The organism is Iocasia fonsfrigidae (assembly GCF_017751145.1).
Taxonomy (GTDB): domain Bacteria; phylum Bacillota; class Halanaerobiia; order Halanaerobiales; family DTU029; genus Iocasia; species Iocasia fonsfrigidae.
Genome location: NZ_CP046640.1, coordinates 416,445 through 434,691, shown reverse-complemented (window position 1 = coordinate 434,691; position 18,247 = coordinate 416,445). Strand labels below are relative to the sequence as shown.

General features: G+C 37.9%; 21 protein-coding genes. 1 reads left to right on the top strand and 20 read right to left on the bottom strand.

The features are described from left to right. Window positions 1–178: 178 nt before the first annotated feature. From atpE (GM661_RS02205) to rpmE, 14 genes are all read right to left on the bottom strand, one after another. The gene (gene atpE / locus GM661_RS02205; RefSeq protein WP_125987766.1) at window positions 179–436 is read right to left on the bottom strand and encodes an ATP synthase F0 subunit C; all 258 of its coding nucleotides are present in this window, start codon (window positions 434–436) and stop codon (window positions 179–181) included. A 43-nt stretch (window positions 437–479) separates the two neighbouring features. Next, window positions 480–929, bottom strand: coding sequence for an ATP synthase subunit I (locus GM661_RS02200; protein ID WP_230868548.1), 450 nt, complete (start codon window positions 927–929; stop codon window positions 480–482). Continuing rightward, window positions 926–1,186: an ATP synthase F0 subunit C gene (gene atpE, locus GM661_RS02195; RefSeq protein WP_230868547.1), complete on the bottom strand. Its 261-nt coding sequence runs from the start codon at window positions 1,184–1,186 to the stop codon at window positions 926–928. The genes GM661_RS02200 and atpE (GM661_RS02195) overlap by 4 nt, the downstream gene beginning before the upstream one ends. Before the next feature lie 78 nt (window positions 1,187–1,264). After that, window positions 1,265–1,930 carry a F0F1 ATP synthase subunit A gene (gene atpB, locus GM661_RS02190; protein WP_230868546.1) on the bottom strand — a complete coding sequence of 222 codons (666 nt, stop codon included), beginning with the start codon at window positions 1,928–1,930 and terminating at the stop codon, window positions 1,265–1,267. A gap of 158 nt (window positions 1,931–2,088) precedes the next feature. Continuing rightward, window positions 2,089–2,331, bottom strand: coding sequence for an AtpZ/AtpI family protein (locus tag GM661_RS02185; protein WP_230868545.1), 243 nt, complete (start codon window positions 2,329–2,331; stop codon window positions 2,089–2,091). 418 nt (window positions 2,332–2,749) lie between these two features. Further along, a complete protein-coding gene (locus GM661_RS02180) occupies window positions 2,750–3,808 on the bottom strand; it encodes an MraY family glycosyltransferase (RefSeq protein ID WP_230868544.1) in 1,059 nt (352 codons plus the stop codon). A gap of 67 nt (window positions 3,809–3,875) precedes the next feature. Further along, window positions 3,876–4,505: a uracil phosphoribosyltransferase gene (gene upp / locus GM661_RS02175; protein ID WP_125987756.1), complete on the bottom strand. Its 630-nt coding sequence runs from the start codon at window positions 4,503–4,505 to the stop codon at window positions 3,876–3,878. After that, window positions 4,498–5,472, bottom strand: coding sequence for a ribose 5-phosphate isomerase B (gene rpiB / locus GM661_RS19010; protein ID WP_205739336.1), 975 nt, complete (start codon window positions 5,470–5,472; stop codon window positions 4,498–4,500). The genes upp and rpiB overlap by 8 nt, the downstream gene beginning before the upstream one ends. Window positions 5,473–5,498: 26 nt before the next feature. Continuing rightward, complete coding sequence (locus GM661_RS02160; protein WP_230868543.1) at window positions 5,499–6,074, bottom strand: manganese efflux pump MntP; 576 nt, start codon at window positions 6,072–6,074, stop codon at window positions 5,499–5,501. A 103-nt stretch (window positions 6,075–6,177) separates the two neighbouring features. Continuing rightward, on the bottom strand, window positions 6,178–7,257 hold the full coding sequence (locus GM661_RS02155) for an L-threonylcarbamoyladenylate synthase (RefSeq protein WP_230868542.1): 1,080 nt from the start codon (window positions 7,255–7,257) through the stop codon (window positions 6,178–6,180). 12 nt (window positions 7,258–7,269) lie between these two features. Next, the gene (gene prmC / locus GM661_RS02150; RefSeq protein WP_230868541.1) at window positions 7,270–8,124 is read right to left on the bottom strand and encodes a peptide chain release factor N(5)-glutamine methyltransferase; all 855 of its coding nucleotides are present in this window, start codon (window positions 8,122–8,124) and stop codon (window positions 7,270–7,272) included. A gap of 3 nt (window positions 8,125–8,127) precedes the next feature. Then, window positions 8,128–9,207 (bottom strand): peptide chain release factor 1, encoded by a 1,080-nt coding sequence (gene prfA, locus GM661_RS02145; RefSeq protein ID WP_230868540.1) that lies wholly within the window; start codon window positions 9,205–9,207, stop codon window positions 8,128–8,130. Next, entirely contained in the window at window positions 9,200–10,084 is an 885-nt protein-coding gene (locus tag GM661_RS02140; protein WP_230868539.1) for a DUF1385 domain-containing protein, read from the bottom strand. The genes prfA and GM661_RS02140 overlap by 8 nt, the downstream gene beginning before the upstream one ends. A gap of 89 nt (window positions 10,085–10,173) precedes the next feature. Beyond that, window positions 10,174–10,383: a 50S ribosomal protein L31 gene (gene rpmE / locus GM661_RS02135; protein ID WP_125987746.1), complete on the bottom strand. Its 210-nt coding sequence runs from the start codon at window positions 10,381–10,383 to the stop codon at window positions 10,174–10,176. Window positions 10,384–10,773: 390 nt separating this feature from the next. Between rpmE and GM661_RS02130 the strand changes: the two genes are divergently transcribed. Beyond that, window positions 10,774–11,703: an NAD(P)H-dependent flavin oxidoreductase gene (locus GM661_RS02130; protein ID WP_230868538.1), complete on the top strand. Its 930-nt coding sequence runs from the start codon at window positions 10,774–10,776 to the stop codon at window positions 11,701–11,703. 78 nt (window positions 11,704–11,781) lie between these two features. On the opposite strand, the gene GM661_RS02125 is transcribed toward GM661_RS02130, so the two are convergent. The 6 genes from GM661_RS02125 to GM661_RS02100 all read right to left on the bottom strand — a co-directional run bounded on the left by GM661_RS02125 (window position 11,782) and on the right by GM661_RS02100 (window position 18,246). Then, complete coding sequence (locus GM661_RS02125) at window positions 11,782–12,030, bottom strand: YkuS family protein (RefSeq protein ID WP_230868537.1); 249 nt, start codon at window positions 12,028–12,030, stop codon at window positions 11,782–11,784. A gap of 133 nt (window positions 12,031–12,163) precedes the next feature. Then, window positions 12,164–13,507, bottom strand: coding sequence for an enolase C-terminal domain-like protein (locus tag GM661_RS02120; RefSeq protein WP_230868536.1), 1,344 nt, complete (start codon window positions 13,505–13,507; stop codon window positions 12,164–12,166). A 126-nt stretch (window positions 13,508–13,633) separates the two neighbouring features. Beyond that, window positions 13,634–14,527, bottom strand: a complete 894-nt coding sequence (garR, locus tag GM661_RS02115; protein WP_230868535.1) for a 2-hydroxy-3-oxopropionate reductase — start codon at window positions 14,525–14,527, stop codon at window positions 13,634–13,636. A gap of 99 nt (window positions 14,528–14,626) precedes the next feature. Next, window positions 14,627–15,511: a 4-hydroxy-tetrahydrodipicolinate synthase gene (dapA, locus tag GM661_RS02110; RefSeq protein ID WP_230868534.1), complete on the bottom strand. Its 885-nt coding sequence runs from the start codon at window positions 15,509–15,511 to the stop codon at window positions 14,627–14,629. A gap of 62 nt (window positions 15,512–15,573) precedes the next feature. Next, window positions 15,574–16,905 (bottom strand): enolase C-terminal domain-like protein, encoded by a 1,332-nt coding sequence (locus GM661_RS02105; protein WP_230868533.1) that lies wholly within the window; start codon window positions 16,903–16,905, stop codon window positions 15,574–15,576. Between the two features lie 60 nt (window positions 16,906–16,965). Then, window positions 16,966–18,246 carry a TRAP transporter large permease gene (locus GM661_RS02100; protein WP_230868532.1) on the bottom strand — a complete coding sequence of 427 codons (1,281 nt, stop codon included), beginning with the start codon at window positions 18,244–18,246 and terminating at the stop codon, window positions 16,966–16,968. Between the last annotated feature and the right edge of the window lies 1 nt (window position 18,247).

The following is an 18,247-nucleotide window of genomic DNA, read 5'->3' as shown; positions in this document are numbered from 1 at the left end:
GTAGGCAGGACGCCGAAGGAAAATTTCTTGACAGCAAGCGAAGCAGGACGCTGTAGCATGCGACAAGGGAAGTAAATATATTTGTCGGTCTTAAAAGTTATCCACCAATCTAAAAAAAAATATTTCTAAAATAATTGCGTAAAGAGAGGGAAGGATTTCCCTCTCCAGATTAAACTTATTATATAGTAAAAATCAAAACAATAGCTATAACCAGAGAATAAATACCAGTAGACTCAGCAACAGCCTGCCCCAGTAACATAGTTGTAATAATATTACCCCTTGCTTCCGGGTCTCTGGCTACAGATTCTACCGCCTTACCAGCTGCATAACCCTGACCAACTCCAGGACCAATACCTGCAATCATGGCAAATCCTGCACCAAGCAAAGCAGCAGCCTTAATAATAGTGTCTATTACCTCAGGTGAAAACTGTACCATTATTAAACCCTCCCTTCTAATGTGTTATAAAATAACTACTATACTAATCCTCATAAGACTCTATCTTTTTCTTCAGTTTATCTCTAAATAAATCCAGTACAACCCAGGCTATGACAGTAAATTTTATCATAAAAAGACCAATAGCTGCTGCTAAAAAGTCCAGTGTCGGGTTGCGGGCTGAAACAAATAGAACAAGAAAATAGATAAGATATTCTATAAAATAACGATTCCTGATAAAGGTATTTGCCTTTGCTTCTGACATATCTAAAGAACGGTTAATAAGTACAAATTTTAATCTAAGTAATAAGGTGCTAATTAGTAAACCAAAAACAAATCCCAGCAGAGAGGAAAACTCACCCATTACCAGGGTTGATATTATCGGAACAAGTGAGATTAAATATGTTTTTTTTAATATTTCCTTCTGGACTTTTACTGGATCATTGTAATTTTTCACCATATCACCTATTATCTTTGATTTAATTAATCTTATCAACCACCACCAAATATTAAATAAATGGCTATAACCAGGGAATAGATCCCTGTGGAACCGGAAATTATCTGACCCAGTAACATAGTAGTTACTATCGCCCCCCTGGCTTCAGGCTGACGTCTTACTCCTTCAGTGGCTTTGCCAGCAGCATATCCCATTCCTATACCCGGCCCCAGGCCTCCAATTACAGCAACACCAGCACCAATATAAGAAGCCATCTTGACAATTGATTCTACTACTTCTGGTGTAAATTGAATCATTTTTAAACACCTCGTTTTAAATAAAATTAGAAAAAAGCAATTAATTATTAACTTTCATCAATGCATTAGCATTATTTATTAAGACTTAGCTACAGAAATATAGGCTATTGCTACCATACCAAAAATTAAGGTCTGGATTAGCCCTACAAAGAGGTCAAACCAGGCATGAAGTGGAACAGGTATCAGCCAGGGTACAGCCTGATAAATCAAGGTTATAATTATTCCACCACCAACAACATTCCCAAAGAGCCTGAAAGAATGTGAGATTGGTTTAGCCAGCTCCCCTATAACATTAATAGGCAGCAGAAATATCACCGGCTCAGCAAAGCCTTTTAAATAACCCCATAGACCCACTTCCTTCATTCCATGATAATTACTAAGCAAAAAAACCATTAGTGCTAAACCAAGAGTAGTATTCAAATCACCGGTTGGACTGACATTACCAGGGATAGGGATAAGACCTATTAAATTGCTGACACCTACATAGATAAAAATAGTGGCAATAAACGGAAGAAATTTCCAGCCTTCTCCTGGCAGCATTGGTTCTATTTGTTCATGAATTGTTTCAATTAAAAGTTCAACAGCATTCTGAGCCGAATCAGGCTTCATACTCAATTTCCTGGTAGCATACCTGGCAAAAATAATAACCAGCAAGACAACAACCCAGCCGACAATTAATGTATCTGTAATCGGTAAATTCTCATTCCCAAACATATATGTAACAACCTTTGGACCTGGATTCATTGTTTTCCCTCCTTTTACATGTAATTTGATTTTCGAACTAGCTATCTTTATATTATCTCAACAAGCAATTTTTCTATTAAAATAAAATTGTCAATGCTGTTAACAAAATCACAAAATCAAATTACCAATTTTAAATTAAAATATATAAAAACATATTTTTATGAAATATCATCATTTTCATCACCTGAAATCTTAATCACCAGACGGTATACAGAATAAAAACCAGACAAGACTCCAAGGATAATACCTATAATACTAAAAAAAGAATCCATATGTAATACATTATCAAGTAAACGTCCCAGAAAAAAACCCACTGCAATATTGGCCAGCACAACCAGTCCTAACTGAGTAAGCAGTGCCAGGGCCTGAATAACCATCCTATAATTATTATCCTTCTTCATCTTCGCTTCTTTCTCTCCATAACCTTTAGTTTATATTAATTCTATATGTAAATTAAAAATCCTCTAATTTTATCAAAAATTTATCAGTCTTTAAAATTATCTAAAATTACATAATTTCCCTGAACAAAATTGGTCAACAGTCATCAATACTTAAAAAAGGAAGACTCATTTATCATAAATAATATCATTAGTATAAAAACATGTCAAATATTAATGCCTATACCTGATACAAGTAAGCACTTATATAATCATTACTTATACAATACATACGAAATAGGGATAATTCAATTTTCGCAATAATACTTTAACACAATTTTCCCTTCCTGTCAAGGATTTAATAATGATGACAATGCCCCAAAAAAGAAAACCCGGTATGATTACCGGAGTTTATAATTTGCAGTCATATTAAATAAAAGAATTATATATCCTGAAAATTACTTTTCTCCAGGCCGTTTCCTTTAGCGGGTACCTCAACCGAGAAAATACCCAGTTTCCAGGCACCATAAATGAGAACCACTATTACAATCCCGAGAATTACAAAGGCATCATGCAGATTAGCCCCATTGATAATCAAAGCCATCAAACCCAGACATACACTAATCCCATAGACACTTAATACCGCCTGGCGTTGATTCATCCCCAAGGCCAGTAATCTGTGGTGTATATGACCATTATCTGCCTCTCCAATTGGTTTACCATTATGAAGACGCCTAATTATAGCAAAGATTGTATCAAAAATAGGCACACCAAGAGCCAGAACTGGAACCACCAGTGTTACAGTAGCAGCACTCTTTAAGGCACCACTTACTGATATAGCGGCCAGCATATAACCTAAAAACATAGCACCAGTATCCCCCATAAAGATATCAGCAGGATTAAAATTAAAACGCAAAAAGCCCAGTGAACTACTGGCTAAGGTCAGTGCCAGTACAGCAGCAAAAGTCTGGCCCTCCTGCAGGGCTACCAGAAACAATATAAAGGCCGCAATAGCCGAAATACCTGCTGCCAGGCCATCTAAACCATCAACAAGATTAACAGTATTTGTTATCCCGACAACCCAGAAAAGGGTCAGCGGAACACCCCAGTAACCAAGATATAGCATGCCTCCAAAGGGATTAGTAATAAACTCAACCTTGATCCCAAAGAATAGGAGTATACAGGCAGCCAGAATCTGTCCTATTAATTTCCATGCTGGTGATAGTTCATACAGATCATCTATAATACCAACCAGCAAAATAAATGTCCCGCCAAGCAGAATTCCTATCAGAGTTTTATTCAAAGACATATTTAATATAATTGGAATTAAAAACCCAAGATAGATAGCAATCCCACCCAGGGTTGGTACTGCCTTTTTATTTATCCTCCTGTTATTGGGGATATCTACTGCACCAATAGATAGGGCTATCTGTTTAGTAAGTGGTGTTAGAATATAAGTTGCCATTAAGGCCAATAAAAATACACTTATATAAGTCTGCATGAGAACATCCCTCTTTCTTCATTCATATTACCAGACTATGTATAGTGATTCAAAGGAAATTTCTGGATTACCTGGTGCCATATAATCTGTCACCAGCATCTCCTAGACCTGGAACAATATAGGCATGATCATTTAGTTTTTCATCAATGGCTGCTGTATAAATTTCTACATCAGGGTGGTCTTTCTTCACCCTATCTATCCCTACCTGAGCAGAGACCAGACACATTAACTTAATACTCCTGGGATCCTTTTCTTTCACAAAGCTAATTGCCGCTGAAGCAGAACCACCTGTTGCCAGCATAGGGTCTACCACAATCAAATCCCTTTCACTCACATCTGTAGGCATCTTACAATAATATTCTACTGCCTCCAGTGTCTCCGGGTCACGATAGAGGCCAACATGGCCAACCCTGGCCGTAGGAATAAGTTTTAAAACACCATCAAGCATACCCAGGCCTGCCCGCAAAATAGGAACAATGCCCAATTTTTTTCCCTCAATCATCTTGAATTTAGCCTTTTTAATCGGGGTTTCAATCTCAACCTCCTTTAATGGGAGGTCACGAGTTACTTCATATGCCATCAGTGTTGCTATTTCATTAGCCAGTTCTCTGAATTCCTTGGGGCCTGTATCCTTATCTCTCAATAAAGCCAATTTATGTTGAATTAATGGATGGTCAATTACTACAGCATTACTCATCTCCTTTATATTCTCCCCTTTCTATGGAATGCATCTTATCTACTCTCCTCTGATGTCTTCCACCATCAAAATCCTCACCTAACCATGTCTTAACAATTTCGAGAGCCAGACCAATTCCAATTACACGGGCCCCCATTGCTAAAACATTGGAATTATTATGGTTGCGGGTTGCCCTGGCGGAGAAAACATCATGACAGAGGGCAGCCCTGATTCCTTTTACCTTATTGGCCGTAATGGACATCCCGATACCTGTCCCACATATTAAAATACCCTTATCATATTCACCTTCAGCAACTGCAGAGGCAACTTTATATCCATAATCAGGGTAATCAATAGACACTGTAGAATCAGTACCCATATCTTTATACTGATAACCTTCATCCTCCAAATACTTGATAATCTCCTGTTTGAATTCATATCCAGCATGATCTGAACCTATTGCAATATTCACTTTATCACCTCTATGCTTATTATTCTCCAGATTTCTTAAATTACCTTCTTCTTTTAAAGAAAAATAATTCAATTTACCCAGTAACATTTTTGAAATTTTTTTTATTTCATCCCTGATTTCTCTATACCTTTCCTCAGGCTGTCCATATGGATCACTTATATCTATCTTACCTTTCTCTCCAAGAAAACCCCTGATAGTAAATACTTTATTACTGAACTCAGGGTAGCTGTCCAAGATCATCTTACGATGATGATCTGTCATAGTCAGTACCACGTCAGCCCGTTCCAGGATCTTTCTGCTGAGCAAACGACTTAAGTGTCCATCAACCTTTGTCCCATCTTCTTCCATCACCTTACGAGCCATCGCACTAATAGACTGACCTGGGAGGGCCATTAAACCTGCTGAACTTACCTGCCAATTCTTCAAACCCTCCTCAGCCAGTAATTTGCGAAAGATATATTCTGCCATCGGACTACGGCAGGTATTACCTGTACAAACAAATACTAACTCTGGCAAGCATTACCACTCCTTCTGTTTTAATTTCAAATAAATCCAGCAAAGTGCAGTCCCAAAAAGATAAGGACTATCCCGCCTAAAAACTGAGCCTCTTCACCTAGAAAATGGCCTAACTTTGAACCAAAATAAAGCCCTGTTCCCATCATTAGACCTGCTGTACTCCCAATTACCAATACCACTAAAAGAGTAATATCACCCAGCATGCCGAGACTAATACCAATAGATAATGAATCAATACTGACACTGAAAGCCAGTACTATCATTCCCCAGCCGCTCAGCTTAAAATTGCAGATATCATCTCTGGTATCAAGCCATTTTTCAAGAACCATATAGATACCTATTAATAATAACAGACCTGCACCAATAATATTAAAAACCCTGTCTATACTCCCCTTTAAATTAAAAATAGAAATTAAGAGGTCCTGAATAAATCTCCCTCCATAAAACCCAGTTAGCGGCATTATAATATGAAAAGCAGCTATAATCAGGCTTATCTGAATAATACTTTTAGTCTTAAATTGTTGTACCCCACAGACAATAGCAACGGAAAAGGCATCTGTGCCCAGGGCAATTGCCAGGGTAAGCGTCTCCAAAAGACTCAATACCTTCAGCTCCCTATAAATTAATCTTAAAAACAACGATATCTTTCTTTATCTAAATAATATATATGTATGTCAGCTTACAGGGCTCTATTCTAAGTACTCCCTATTCCTTAAGACTGGCTTTCTGTAGACGGTTCATTACCGCAGCACCTAAACCTCTTTCCGGTATTTCCTCAGCAATAATCCTGGTCAAACCAAGCCTGTCTAGCTTACGTAGAACAGCAAAGACCTGTGAGGCATATCTCTCCGGGGTATATCTGGAACCCATTGTCATAAACACCTTATCTTCCAGCAGTTCTTCTGCCACAGCTGTGAGACCACAAGCAGTTTCATCGGTAATTAGAAAGGCGACAGCTTCCCCCTGGTACTTAGCCAGCTCAGCAGCCATAGTATCAGCACTTAATTTTTTTAAGTAAACCGGTGTTTCTGGCGAATAGTGTCGGTACTTCATACCTGGAGAGGCAGGTTTTTTATTGGAATCCTTACTGATAGCCCCTGCTGAAGATATATGATAGCCGAGGACTTCTTCAATTTCTTCACGGCTAATCCCGCCTGGACGTAGAATAAGCGGTTGATTCCCCCTGACATCAAGCACAGTAGATTCAACACCTATACTGCAGGGCCCACCACCTACTATCAGAGGAATTCTTCCTTTTAAATCATCCAGGACATGCCCAGCTAGAGTTGGACTTGGAGCCCCTGATCTGTTAGCACTTGGTGCCGCCAGGGGAAGACCACTCTCCTCAATCAAAGCCAGGGCTACCGGATGGGAAGGCATTCTAACCGCAACACTTGCCAATCCAGCTGTTGTTTCCGCTGCTATCAGTGGGCTTTTCTCCATAATCAGTGTTAATGGTCCCGGCCAGAAGCGCTCAATCAATTTTTCTGCTGTAGCAGATAAGTTATTAACCGTAATATCAGCTAATTGCTTTTTACCAGCAATATGTACTATCAGGGGATTATCCTGGGGACGTCCTTTGACCTGAAAAATCCTGGCCACAGCTTCTCCACTGCCTGCATCTGCCCCCAGTCCATAAACAGTCTCTGTCGGGAAGGCCACCAGCTCCCCCTGCTGCAGGAGGGCTGCAGCCATCTTGATAACCCTGTGTCTTTTTAAGCTATCTATCTTATTTATATCCAGTAAACTTTCATCTATTTTTTCCAGTACTGTTGTATAGTCCATTCTCTTACACCTCTAAACTAAAGCAGCTGTAATGAGCCGCTCAGATCCAGCATAATCCTTTTTTACTTTAATATCCTCCCAATCATCATCAAAAAGAGCTACTACACTTTTCCCCTGATTATAGGCAATTTCAAGCACAATTATACCTCCCCTGACCAGTACAGCTTTAGCCTGCTTGATTAACTGGCGGTAATAATCTAGTCCATCTTTTCCACCATCGAGTGCCATCCAGGGCTCCTGTCTTACTTCAGGTGAAAGATTTCCCAGTTCATTCCTGGGGATATAGGGGGGATTAGAAACTATAATATCCACATTATCTTTTTCCATTTTTAGAAGTGGTTTCAACAAATTACCTTTAATAACCTTTACACGTCCAGTATATCCCAATTTATCAATATTTAAACGGGCAACTGCCAATGCTTCAGCAGAAAGATCAATTCCCAGGACCCTGGCAGCAGGTAAATAATGAGCAAGGCTAACTGCAATAGCCCCGCTGCCTGTTCCGACATCAACTATATTCGGCCCGTCAATCCCCTTGTCCTGGCAATAATCTATAACATATTCAACCAACAGCTCTGTCTCTGGTCTTGGTATCAGGACATTTTTGTTCACTACTAAAGGAAGTGACATGAACTCCTTTTCTCCGGTCAAATAGGCAACTGGAACACGTTCTGCCCTTTTTCTTACTAGTTCCCGGTAAGCAGCTACCTCTTGAGGCTCTAAAGGTAGGTCATATTTAACATAGAGCTGGATCCGCTCAATATCCAGAAGATGGGCCAGTAATACCTCTGCATCAAGTCTGGAATCAGGTATCTTGTGTTTTTTAAAAAAATCTATGGTTGCAGTTAATATTTCTTTGATATTCACTACTTACACCTTCTGCAGCCTTTTCATCGTATCCTCTTTGATCAATTCTTCAATAACAATATCTAAATCCCCACCGAGTATCTGTTCGAGTTTGTGGACAGTCAGATTTATTCTATGATCACTAACCCGACCCTGTGGAAAGTTGTATGTCCTGATTTTTTCACTTCTCTCCCCAGTACCTACCTGACTCTTACGAGCCTCATCTATTTCAGCCTGCTGTTCCTGTTCATATTTTTCCTTTAAACGCGCCCTTAACACCCTCATAGCCTTGGCCTTATTCTTATGCTGAGATTTTTCATCCTGGCAGGAAACAACCAGCCCAGTTGGTTCATGGGTAATCCTGACAGCAGAGTCTGTGGTGTTAACACTCTGACCACCAGGTCCACTTGAACGATAGACATCTATTTTTAATTCATTGGGATCTATCTCCAGTTCTACCTCCTCTGCCTCTGGCAGAACCGCCACAGTTGCTGTTGAGGTATGAATCCTCCCACTGGATTCCGTAGCAGGTACCCGTTGAACACGGTGGACCCCACTCTCATATTTTAATCTGCGGAAGACATCTGTTCCCTCAACAGTAAAAATCACTTCTTTAAAACCACCGATACCGGAAGAATTAGAGCTCATTGCTTCAACCTTCCAGCCCTGTTTTTCAGCATAACGGGAATACATACGATATAGGTCAGCAGCAAAGAGACCGGCTTCATCCCCACCGGCTCCGGCCCTGACTTCCACAATAACATTCTTTTCATCATTGGGGTCTTCAGGAAGAAGCATTACCGGGAGTTCTTCTTCCAGTTTCTCCTGCTCTGGTTCCAGCTCAGCCAGTTCCAATTCAGCCAGTTCGCAGACATCTGCTTCTTCCTCACCTTCCAATATATCCCGGGCTTCTTTAATACCAGCCAGGATTTCTTTATAATGTTTATACTTATCTACTACCTTCTTTAATTTAGCATGTTTTTTTAATAGTTTTTGATACCGGTTAGTATCATTGATAACCTCCGGGTCACTAATCCTCTTATTCAGTTCCTGGTAATCATTCTGGAGTTTATCGAGTTTTTCTATTAAATCCATATTATTCATTTTCCTCATCCCTTTCATCATTAGGCAGGACAGTTTTCAAGGCAAGGATAGCTACCTCCAGCATGGAATCATCTGGTTCAGCTGTAGTCAATCTCTGTACCCACAACCCAGGTGTTGCTATTAATTTTATAAGTGGGTTAACACTATCTTTACCTGATAATTTAATAATCTCATATGATGTCCCGGCAATAACAGGAAGAAGCATAATATGATACAGGATTCTCTGTAAAAGGGGTGGGCGTCCAAAGAATGAAAAGAAAAAGATACTTAATAGAATAACTATAAATAAAAAATTAGTCCCACAGCGGGGGTGAAAAGTCGTAAATTTGCGGGCATTTTTAACAGAAAGCTCCTGGCCTGATTCATAATTGAAGATAACCTTATGTTCAGCACCATGGTAGCGAAAAACCCTTTTTATATCATTAAAGCGGGATATAATAAATAAATACCCGAGAAAGGTAGTAATTTTAATTATACCCTCAAAGAGATTTAGTATAATATTATTGTCAATATACCCCTGTATAAAATGAATAATTCCCGCTGGAAGTACAACAAAGAGCAAGATAGCAAAAGAAAAGGCCAGCAGCATACTTAAAGCCAATTCCAGTGGTTTAATCTCCTCTCCTTCCTCCTCCATAACCTGTTCTGCAGAGAAATTTAAGGCCTTTAAACCAATAATTAATGTCCTGAAGAGACTAACAACACCCCTGATAAAGGGCCATTTCAGAAAAGAAAACCTTTTATCAAGAGGTTTTAATTCCCTCTCTTCTATTACTATATCATCAGGTGAACGGCGGACAGCAATACCTATCTTATCCTTGCCCATCATCATAACACCTTCAATAACCGCCTGTCCCCCATAATTTGTTTTACTCATTTTTTTCACCTCTCATTTATCTCAATTACACACCTTCTATAAAAAAAGCAGAGCTCTATCAAGCCCTGCCCATCAACCCTGCCGATCCTCTATTCATCCTCAGAGAGGCCATATTTTTTATTAAATCTTTCAATCCTACCACCCTTAGCAGCTTTACGCTGTTTACCAGTATAAAAAGGATGGCAGTTAGAACATACCTCAACATGTATATTCTCTTTAGTGGATTTAGTCTTGTACTCAGCACCACATGCACAAACAACAGTCGTATCCTGGAGTTCTGGATGAATCCCTTTATTCATTTATTTCACCTCTTTCTCAAAACAGTTATCCGAAAACATATCCAATCATTTTAACACAGCTAGCAATATTATATCACAGGAAAAAAACTCATGCAAGAAATAAAAAATACCGGACATAGGGACGGTTCGCCTGTCACATTTTGCACTTTATGTTACCCAACCAAATTCATAGCCTTCTATGCAGGCTGGAGCTTTTTTAACGTTCATTTAGCAAATGGCTAAGCAGAAATTTTAACTATAATAGTAATAAGTTATTTACTAGATAATATCACAGATTTGTGTTAAACTTGTTATAGTTGTCTTTATTAACGGAAATAATAGAAAAACAGCGTAATAAAGCGTAATAAGAGGTATTAAACTCAAAATAATATTACTGCAGGAGGATGATTAATGAATTTTCCAAAATTAAAGATCGGAAGACTTAAACCAGACTACCCGATTATACAGGGTGGTATGGCTATTAAGGTATCTATGGCCAAACTAGCCAGTGCTGTTGCTAATGAAGGTGGTATCGGGGTAATAGGGGGTTCAGCCCTGAGTATAGATGAATTAAAGACCGAAATTACCAGAGCACGTCAGCTAACAGATGGTATACTGGGTGTTAATATAATGTATGCCTTCACTGGTTTTCTTGACCTACTAAAAAGTTCAATTGAATCAGGCATTGACCTGGTTATATCTGGTGCTGGTTTCTCCAGAGATATGTTTGCAATAGGAGAAAAGCACAATGTACCTATTGTACCAATTGTCTCATCAATGAAACTGGCCCGAATATCAGAAAAACTTGGAGCGGCTGCCGTTGTTGTAGAAGGGGGTAATGCCGGAGGCCATCTGGGAACAGATAAAGACAGCTGGGATATTGTTAAAAAAATCAAGGAAAAACTCAGCATCCCGGTTATTGCTGCTGGTGATATAGTTTCAAATGATGATATTAAAAAAATGTTTGATAAAGGGTTAGATGGTGTCCAGATGGGGACAAGGTTCCTGGCAACCCTGGAATCTGATGTATCTGACTTCTTCAAAGAACTTCTGGTCAAAGCTAAAGAATCAGATGTAATCACAATAATGAGCTCTGCAGGTTTCCCTGCTAATGCTATCAAGAGTAAATTCTCTGAACTTATCCTTAATAATCAGGCACCAGCCCCAGAGAACTGTACTAATTGCCTGAAACACTGTAATAAAAAGTTCTGTATCAAAGAGGCCCTGATCCGGGCCCGAAATGGCGATCAGAACAGAGGTGTCTTCTTTACTGGAAAAGGCATCGAAAAAATAAAGGATATAATCTCTGTAAAAGAAGTATTTAAAAATATCAAGGAATAAAAACTAATTTTAAAAAAGTGGAATTCGTCATACAAAAATATGATAAATTCCACTTCATTCATTACATTTAGAAAAACCCTAGTTTTTTATTTTCCTCTTATCTATCTCATTTCTAATCTGTACTGCTGTCATACCCCGTCCATTTATAATCGGTGCATTAGTTTGGATTGTTGACATATCCATAGTATTCTTATCCATACCAGAGATTACAACTGCATTCACATCAGCTAGATTAGTATTATCAAGATCTACAACTTCATAACCAAAGGTTTTTAATTCCTGTGAAACTTCAGATAGCTTATCTTCAATAGCAATTCTCTCTTTCATAATCACACCACCTTAATATTTTTTATTATTATGTGGTGAATTAATTAATAGTATACAAAAAATCAGACATGACAGGGAGACGTTTCGTGACAAACGAAACGTCCCCCTGTCATCCTGTCATCCCTGTCATATTTCACCTTACTAAACATGGTTTTTTACTGTCAAATTTCCAATCCGGAATAATATGCTGCATGGCAATTGCATCATTTCTATCCCCTGAATCTAATTTTTTATACAGTTTATTTGCTTCCATAACTTTTTCCATATCAATTTCAAGTCCTAACCCAGGTTTATCGTGTATTTTAATGTAACTATCTTTAATTTCGAGTGGGTCTTTAGTCAGATATTGCCCATCCTGCCAGATCCAGTGTGTATCCATAGCTGTAATCTCTCCTGGAGCTGCAGCCGCACAATGAGCAAAGATAGCCAGAGAAATATCAAAGTGATTATTTGAATGTGAACCCCAGGTTAAACCCCAATCATTACAAAGCTGGGCAACCCTTACAGAACCATTCATTGTCCAGAAGTGAGGGTCTGCCAGGGGAATATCTACTGCTTTCGAAACAATAGAATGATGGAATTGACGCCAATCTGTTGCAATCATATTTGTTGCTGTCTGCAAACCAGTTGCCATTTTAAATTCAGACATTACTTCTCTACCTGAAAATCCCTTTTCTGGTCCACATGGATCTTCTGCATATGACAAAATACCTTTCATGTCTTTACACAGATTGACAGCTTCCTTTAATGACCAGGCACCATTAGGGTCTATATTAATCCGCGCCTCTGGAAAGGCTTTTTTTAAGGCACAAACAGTTTCAATTTCTTGCTCACCTTCTAAAACCCCACCTTTTAATTTAAAATCTTTAAATCCATAGCGTTCTTTTGCAGCCTGGGCCTCTTCAACTATTGCTTCTTTTGTTAGGGCCACATTCCTCCTTCTTTTAAACCAAGGGTCTTTACTATTACTTTCATCTATATATGGTAGATCAACTTTATTTTTATCATGTATATAAAATAGATAACCTAATGTCAACACCTTATCCCTCTGCATACCATCGCCAAGTAAAGCAGCTACAGGCAAATTCATAAATTGACCTAATAGATCTAACAAAGCAGCTTCAACTGCAATTTCTGCATGGACAACAAATTTTAAGTTATCTAAATCTAAGCTCTGCAAGCCTTCACCATTATTACCATCTTTTTTTCCAGTAGTTCTTAAATTATATATAATATTTCTGTATTTTCCAATCTCCTCACCTACAACATAGGGTTTATATGATTCTAATACCTTAACAATATCATCACTCCCGTGTACTTCCCCTAAACCAATATTTCCGGAGTTATCCTCCAAAATAACAATATTTCTGGTAAAAAACGGGCTATGGCAACCGCTCAAGGATAATAACATACTGTCATAGCCAGCAACAGGTATAACTTTCATATCCGTAATAACAGGTGTTCCATTCTTTTTCATAACTATCACCCTAGCTTTTTAAATAGTATTTTATATTTATATAGAATTAAAATTACGTAGTCTTATTATATATATTAAATACTAAGACTACGCAACTTATATGTTATCCCTTCTAGCTTATTCTATTTAATCCTTTTTCAAAGAAATATTATTAAGTTGCTCATAGAATAATCCTAAACCGCCATGGTCTACTTCTGTATGGCCGTCATTTAATAATTTCTGCATCATTTCCATAACCTGTGCTGTTAAAGGCATATATGAATGTAGTTCTCTACTGGTTTCAAAGGCATTTGTCAGGTCCTTAACATGTAATTTCATCTTGAATCCTGGGTCATAATTCCCTGCTATCATCCGGGGTGCCTTATCATTTAGGCATTGACTGCCAGCAAGACCCCCTCTAATGGCATTAAAGATATTTTCAGGATCAACTCCTGCTTTTTTACCCAGACTTAAAGCCTCTGCTACTGCTGCTATATTGATACCAACAATTACCTGATTGGCTAATTTTGTTGTCTCCCCGGCACCTATACTTCCTACCAGGGTAACACTACCACCCATTACTTCTAAAATTGCTTTGTTTGCTTCAAATACCTCTTCTTTGCCGCCTACCATAAAAGCTACTGTTCCAGCTTCAGCACCTTCCTGACCACCACTAACTGGGGCATCTAGCATCTCGACTCCCTTTTTCTCCAGCTCTGCAGCCACTTCCTGAGAGACCAGTGGAGCTATTGAACTCATATCTATTAATACCTGTCCTTTTTTAACCCCTTCTATTACCCCATTTTCACCTAAGACTACTGCTTTAACATGTGGTGAATTAGGCAGCATGGTAATAATAACCTCACTATTTTCTGCTATATTTTTGGGAGAACTAGCTTTTTCTGCACCATAGTCTACCATTTCATTGACTGCATCTTCATTAAGATCATAAGCTATCAGGTCATAACCAGCATCGATTAAATTCTTGGCCATGGGTTTACCCATAATTCCTAATCCAATAAAACCTATCTTTTTCTTCATAATAAATATCCTCTCCTTATAGATTATTAATTTAATATAATGAAATAGGCATAAGAACACCTATACTTAATCATCAAAACCAATCCTTAGTTTATACTATCAAAGGACACCTATATCTTCTAAGATTTTTTTTAATTTACTTAGTTTATTTTCATCCAGAGCTTCTACAGGTTCTAAAGTATTGCCTACATCAATTCCCATAAGTTTTAATCCTTCTTTCATCACTATTGGGAAAGTACCCATATTAAAGGCTAAACGAAGTGGAGCTAATTCATATTGAGCTTTTAAAGCTTCTTCCAAGTTACCTTTAACGTATTCTTCATATATTTTGACAATCAATTCTGGAACCAAATTAGCTGTTGAACTGATTGCACCTTTCCCACCATATACAAGTCCACTTAAAATTAAGGTATCTTTTCCAATCAATACATTAAAGTCATCACCTGTCCTACGAATAAATTCACCTGTTAGGGTCATATCCCCACTACTATCCTTTATCCCTACTATGTTTTCTATTTTACTTACTCTTTCTATTAATCGAGCACTAACATTAACACCAGTACGTGCAGGATTATTATATAACAGAACAGGAATATCTACACTGTTAGCAATCGTTTTATAATGATTATAAAGCTCATCTTCACTAGGTCTAATAAACATCGGCGTAAGTATCGAGACAGCATCAACACCTATATCTTCTGCCATTTTGGTTACTTCAATAGTATCTTTAGTAGTAATCATCCCTGCACCAGCATAAATAGGTACTCTACCATTTGCTTCATCTATAACAGTCTCTATTACCTCTTTTTTTTGTGCTATAGTTAAACCATAATACTCCCCTGTACTCCCTGCCGGAAATAAACCATGAACACCTCCTGCTATCAAATAATTAGTAAGTTGTCTTAAGGCCTTTTTGTTTATATTATCATCTTTATCCATAGGCGTAACCATAGCTGGTATAATACCCTTAACTTCAAAACTCATTATTAACACATCCTTTGAACTCAATTATCAATTGTAAATTAGAATTCTAAATATCTGATTACTTATCTAAGTAGGCAAGGCCTTTTATTATCAAATTCCCAACCCGGTATTAAATACTGCATTGCCCTGGCATCATCGCGGGCACCTAAATTTTCTTGCAAATATAACTCATGGGCTTTTTGTACCTGTTCCATATCTATCTCAACCCCTAATCCTGGCTTCCGGGGAATTTGTATATATCCATTTTCTATCATTAAGGGTTCTTTTGTTAATCTCTCTGTTCCTTCCTGCCAGATCCAGTGGGTATCAATTGCTGTAATCTCACCAGGAACAGCTGCTGCAACATGACTGAACATAGCTAAAGAAATATCAAAGTGATTATTAGAGTGTGAACCCCAGGTCAAGCCAAAATCATTACACATCTGACCAACTCGAACCGAACCAGACAGGGTCCAGAAATGGGGATCAGCTAATGGAATATCTACTGAATTTAAAGCTATTGAATGCTGCATCTGTCTCCAATCAGTTGCAATCATATTTGTGGCCGTAGAAAGCCCGGTGGCTTTTCTAAATTCAGCCAAGATTTCTCTACCCGAAAAACCTTTTTCAGCTCCACAGGGATCTTCACAATATGTTAAAATGCCATGCATATCTTTACATAATTCAATAGCCTCATTTAAAGACCAGCAGCCATTAGGGTCCAACGTAATTCTAGCCTCGGGAAATCTCTTCTTTAAAGCCTTAATAGCTTTTATTTCTTCTTTCCCATCCAGAACGCCACCTTTAAGTTTAAAGTCTTTAAATCCATACAATTCTTTAGAGGTTTCTGCCAGTCTAACTATAGCTTCTGGAGTCATGGCTTCTTCATGACGGAGTTTATACCATTCATTTTCTGCATTTGCTTCACGATAATAAGGAAGATCTGTTTTATCAGGAGTACCAACATAAAACAAATAACCTAAAATTTTAACTGTCTCTCTCTGTTGGCCTTCCCCCAACAATGCAACAACTGGAACATTAAGATGTTTACCCAGTAAATCTAAAAAAGCTGCTTCTAATGCTGTGATAACATGAACAGTAGTTCTTAAATCAAAGGTTTGTAAACCACGACCCCTGACATCCCTGTCATTAAATGCTTTTCGAACTTCATTTAATATGTTTTTATAACTGCCAATAAATTGGCCTATTAGATAGTCTGCTGAATCCTTTAGTGTTTGACAAATCTTTTCCCCACCAGGAACCTCGCCAACTCCTCTGTTACCACTACTATCTGTCAAAATAACAATATTTCGAGTAAAATAAGGGGCATGAGCGCCACTTAAATTTAATAACATACTATCCCTGCCTGCCACAGGGAAAACTTCCATTTTTACAATTTCAGGTGTTTTTCCCATTATAACCCCTCCTTATCAAAAACAAATTACTTTATCTATACTCATATTGTCAATACTACTTCAACCAAAAAACACATTAGGAACATATGTTACTACCTGTGGTATTAAAATCATTGTAATAACTGCTACTATTAATGCTATATAAAAAGGTATCATTCCTTTAGTAAATTTACCAATAGATAAATTACCAATATCACAAACAATAAACATAGCCAAACCAAATGGAGGAGTAGCTAATCCTATCATTAAAACTAATGTTGCTACAACGCCAAAATGAACTGGATCAATACCAACAGCATTAATTACAGGCATAAGAAGGGGAACAAAAATAATTATTATCGCTGATGGATTCAAAAAACAGCCAAACAATAAAAAAGCAAGACATATTATGCTTAAAACAATAAGTGGATTTGTTGAAACATCTGTTAAATAATTAGTTAAAATGCTACCAACCTGCACTCTAGCCAATACCCAGGCTAAAGCATAAGCCGAACCAACAATAAACATAATCTTAGCTGAGTAGATTGCTGTCTTAACAAGCTGTTCAAAAATAATTGAAAAACTTTTTATATCACGGTAAACAACACCAGCAATAAAAAGTGCATAAACTACGGCCACAACGCCTGCTTCAGTCGGTGTAAAAAATCCACCAAGTATACCGCCTATAATAACAACAGGTGTTGTTAATGCTGGAAAAGCATGAATAAAAGATTTGAATAATTCTTTACCTGAAAACCCGGTATTTTTAGGATAGTTTCGTTTTTTAGATATAAAATAAACAAGTACCATCATATAAATTGCAAGTAAAATACCTGGCACAACACCACCCATAAATAAACGCCCAACTGATATACCTGTTACTCCACCAATTAATACTAATGGTATACTAGGTGGAAAAATAGGACCAATTGTGGAAGAGGCAGCAGTTACCGCAGTTGAAAATTCACAGTCATAACCTTCATCAACCATCGAAGGAATCAAGACAGAACCTAATCCACTCGCATCTGCCAGCTCTGAACCAGACATACCAGAAAAAATAAAACTTGCAATTATATTTACATAAGCTGTACCTCCGGCAAAATGCCCCACTAAAGCCTTAGTAAATCTAAAAATCCTATCAGTAAGCCCCGTACTATTCATCAAATTCCCTGCTAACATATACAAAGGTATAGCCATTAAGCCATGAGACTGTGCACCTACAACTAAACGCATCGGCACCATTACATTGGGTAAAAATGGATCAGCTAAAAAATATGCCAAAGCAGCTGATCCCAGAGTAAATGCTACCGGAAGACCTATTATAAATCCAACTGCCATTATAACTAATACTAAAATCAGCATA